Annotated in this window: 2 protein-coding genes and 1 pseudogene; all 3 read right to left on the minus strand. The window is 39.7% G+C overall.

The window, feature by feature from the left end; genetic code table 11:
* Nucleotides 1–340, minus strand: a pseudogene (locus PN447_RS01985) (flagellar assembly protein H); the annotation flags it as partial.
* A gap of 125 nt (nt 341–465) precedes the next feature.
* On the minus strand, nt 466–1,656 hold the full coding sequence (locus tag PN447_RS01990; protein ID WP_271760383.1) for a restriction endonuclease subunit S: 1,191 nt from the start codon (nt 1,654–1,656) through the stop codon (nt 466–468).
* Entirely contained in the window at nt 1,656–3,872 is a 2,217-nt protein-coding gene (locus tag PN447_RS01995) for a type I restriction-modification system subunit M (RefSeq protein ID WP_271760384.1), read from the minus strand. The genes PN447_RS01990 and PN447_RS01995 overlap by 1 nt, the downstream gene beginning before the upstream one ends.
* Between the last annotated feature and the right edge of the window lie 98 nt (nt 3,873–3,970).

A 3,970-nucleotide genomic window follows, 5' to 3' on the forward strand; every position in this document is an offset into this window, starting at 1 on the left:
ATGTGACTAACATTCTCAAGCATTCTAGTTTAACTCTCACCCTTTCTTGTGGCTGAAAGTCCATTTTGGTCATTAATGCAGCTGCTACGGGGTTGGGTTGGTTTAAAAAGTTGCGCCATTTGAGGTTATTTAGTTGAATGGAAAAGTAGTTAAATTCCAGTACTTTCCTGTTGGGAAAGTTAACGGTATATTGGCTTTTTTCTGGGCGTTTTGGTTCGTCGTATGAGAAGATAACTATAGGAAATATGGGGAGTAAGTATTTAGCATCTAACCGGGCGAAGTAATGGAACATTCGCCGTTCAAATTCTTTCTGATTATAGGCTTGATTTTCTAGGTGAATATTGTCTGTTCGGTGTGTTCCCTAAGAGGATGTTTGTCAAGTGATGATTAGTGTACCAAATATTGTTTGACCCCACCCTAACCCTCCCCTTGTAAGGGGAGGGGACTGGATTTAATTGTCTGTGGTTAAGGGATGGGAATTTGGCGGATATCTATTTTACCTGTGACGGCTTTGGTGATTAGGGCGGTGCGGTATTCTTGTAATATTTCTATGGTTGATTGTATCTTGGTTTTTTGTTGCTCAATTTCGGCTGTTTTCTGGTCTAAGTATTGGGCGATCGCTTTTTGTTCTTCTAGGGGGGGATTTGTAAAAATAATTTGACTTAGTTTTTCTTGTGTCATGCTGGGAACTGCTGAACCATACTTATATAAATCAAAATCTATTGTTAAACATAAATAATAGAAAAACCTTGAATCTGTTGTATCAAAAATATCGGTGTAATAAGCAGTATCTACTGTCCAAAATGGAACATCAATAAATTGAGGTTTATCAATTGTTCCTTTTCTTCCTAGTAATACTGAAGGTTTGTTATGTAGAAATTGATTTGAACTCCCAAAAATACCGCCTGAGCCTATAATTGGATATTTACCGTTGTCATCCCAAACATCTTTATGATCACGACCGTTGCATATTTTAGCAAAATGCTTTAACCTTTTAACCTCCCAATGCTCAGGAATATTACCCAACCACTGAACCCCAGAATCTTTGATCGGGACGGTGGGATCTAGTCCTTTAGTGACGGCGTTGGTTATTAAAGCGGTGCGTTTTTCGTTGAGTTTGGTAATGAGGGTTTCTTGCTTACTGATGAGGTCGTCTATTTGCTTGGTTTTATAGTCGAGAAAACGGGCGATCGCCTTTTGTTCTTCTAGGGGGGGAAGGGGAATTTTTAATCTGCTGATTTGTTCAACAGATAAGCCAGGTTGTGCTGCAGAAGTTGAATATTGATTCAAATCCATTGTTTTTAATAGTTCTCCCAACCAAACCACATTAAAATTAGTTAAAGGATTAACAACAACAGCGTGTTCTGATGCCCAAAATTTGCCATTAGCATAATTAATATTTCCACATAATGCACCTTGTCTACCAATTAGAATATAGTAACCACTATGTGTATATAAATTAAAATAACCTCTTAATCCATTTCCTCCAAAAACAGGATATAAACCTTTATTTTCTATTTGTGATGATGTGATATTTTCACCACTTTTTAAACGCGCAATATATTGGATTTTTATTACCTCCCAATGCTGAGGAATATTCCCCAACCACTGAACCCCAGAATCTTTATACTGTTGATAACCCTGATACTTACCCATCACAGCACCTCACCCAACATCGCCATAATATCTGAAGTTAAAGACCTAATATCATCCTCAATCTCATCTAAAGAACGAGGAGGCTGATATACGTAAAAATGACGATTGACAGGGATTTCATACCCCACCTTAGTCTTATCAAAATCAATCCAAGCATCTGGAACATGGGGTAATACTTCGGCTTTTAAATACTCCAGACAATGAACCTTAACTAAATTAACCAAATCATTTACACTTGCATCCTTATCATATCCCAGAGGTAAGGGCAAACTCAGATCATCCGGTAAAGGTATAATTTCCGTATCTCGCAAATTACTATCTGGTTCAGGGTTCCCTTGAGCATCGCGACAGATTTCTGCTGCTGGGTCTGCTTCTCCCAAAGCTGCTAAAATTGCTTTTTTCACAGGAGCTTTTAAACTTAATCCCCCATTTTTTAACACCCGATTCAGGTCTTTTTCAAACTGACTGCGGGAGAGGTAAAGTTTATTTCTATCTAATTGCTGCAAAGTATCTAAAATTTGATTTTGCAGATGTTCCCCCATTTCGATTTCTAACTGTTGCGTCTTCCCGTCTTTACGCTTCTTACTCTTAGCTAAATCTTGAAACGTTTTTTGCTCCCACAATTTAGCTAAACGCTCTTGATTGACTTGGAAATTTAAGCGTAGGGGACGCTCTACGGTAACTTTAAGAAATCCAAACTCACGATTATCAAAAATCTTGGAGCAAACCCGGTTTTGTTTCTCCCCTTCTAAGTCCACCTCACTCATTCCATTGTGTTCAAAACTCCCATACAGTCGCACCAGTTCCCCAATATGGTCAGCAGATAACTCATTGCGCTTGTTACCCAGACTTTTTTTCATCTTCTGGAAATGGCGAGTACCATCAATTAACTGCACCTTTCCCCTGCGGTGCGCTGCTTTCTTATTCGTTACCAGCCAAATATAAGTAAAAATACCAGTGTTATAAAACATCTGGTCAGGGAGAGCGATGACCGCATCTAACCAGTCATTTTCAATAATCCAGCGGCGAATATTGCTCTCACCACTCCCAGCATCCCCGGTAAACAAAGGCGAACCGTTAAAGACGATCGCAATGCGAGACCCATCACCCCCCTGGTCTGGGGGTAGGTGCATTTTTGAGATCATATGCTGGAGGAATAAGAGGGAACCATCATTAATCCGGGGTAACCCAGGGCCAAACCGCCCATTAAATCCTAAATTTTCATATTCATCTTTGATAAAATCTTCCTCTGGTTTCCATTCCACACCAAAGGGGGGATTAGCGAACATATAATGAAACTGTTTATGGGGATGACCATCACAGGGTAAAAAATTGTTAGTTTTACTTTTACTGTTTTTTACCCCTAAGGTGTCGCCATAAACCAGATTATTAATTGGTTCATCTTTAATCAATAGGTCAGAACAGCAAATGGCGTAGGATTCAGGATTATATTCTTGACCGAATAACTCTAAATTTGCGCCGGGATTTTGTTTTTTAATGTATTCCTCTGCAACTGATAACATCCCCCCTGTTCCAGCGGTGGGGTCATAAACTGTGCGGTAAATTCCTTCTTTAAAAATCTCCTGCTCATCACAGAAAACGAGATTCACCATTAGTCGAATTACTTCCCTGGGGGTAAAGTGGTCTCCTGCTTCTTCGTTAGCTTGTTCGTTGAACTTCCGCACTAGTTCTTCAAACAAATAGCCCATTTGTAAGTTAGAAAGCTTGGCGGGAGATAAATTAATATTAGATTGACAAAATTCTTTAATAATTAGATAAAGCCGATTACTTTCATCTAGCTTTTGAATTTCTGCCTCAAAGTCGAACTTGTCAAAAATATCCCTAGCTCTGGATGAAAAACCGTTGATATAAGCCCTTAAATTATTGGTAATTCCATCGGGATCACCTAATAACTTCTCAAAGGTGAACTCACTGAGATTATATAATGGCTGAGTGCGATCGCCGCCAATTGCCACCCTAGCGATCGCTTTGTCGAAAGCTTCCCCCTTTAACCCCATGGACTCATATTTTACCTTTGCTTCCAGAACAGCGGTTTTAGTTGGTGCTAAAACGCAATCTAAACGACGCAACACAACCAGAGGTAACATTACCCGACGGTACTGGGGGGGACGGTAAGGACCGCGGAGCTTATCAGCAACACTCCAAATAAACCCGATTAACTCTTGATTACTATAATTTTCTATACTTGCAACCATGGTAATTTTAATTAATTGTATCTTAGGGAACAGGGAACAGGGAACAGGGAACAGGGAATGAGGAATGGGGAATGGGGAACAGGGAACAGGGAATGGGG

It is taken from the genome of Anabaena sp. CS-542/02, from assembly GCF_028331085.1.
Lineage (GTDB): Bacteria > Cyanobacteriota > Cyanobacteriia > Cyanobacteriales > Nostocaceae > Anabaenopsis > Anabaenopsis arnoldii.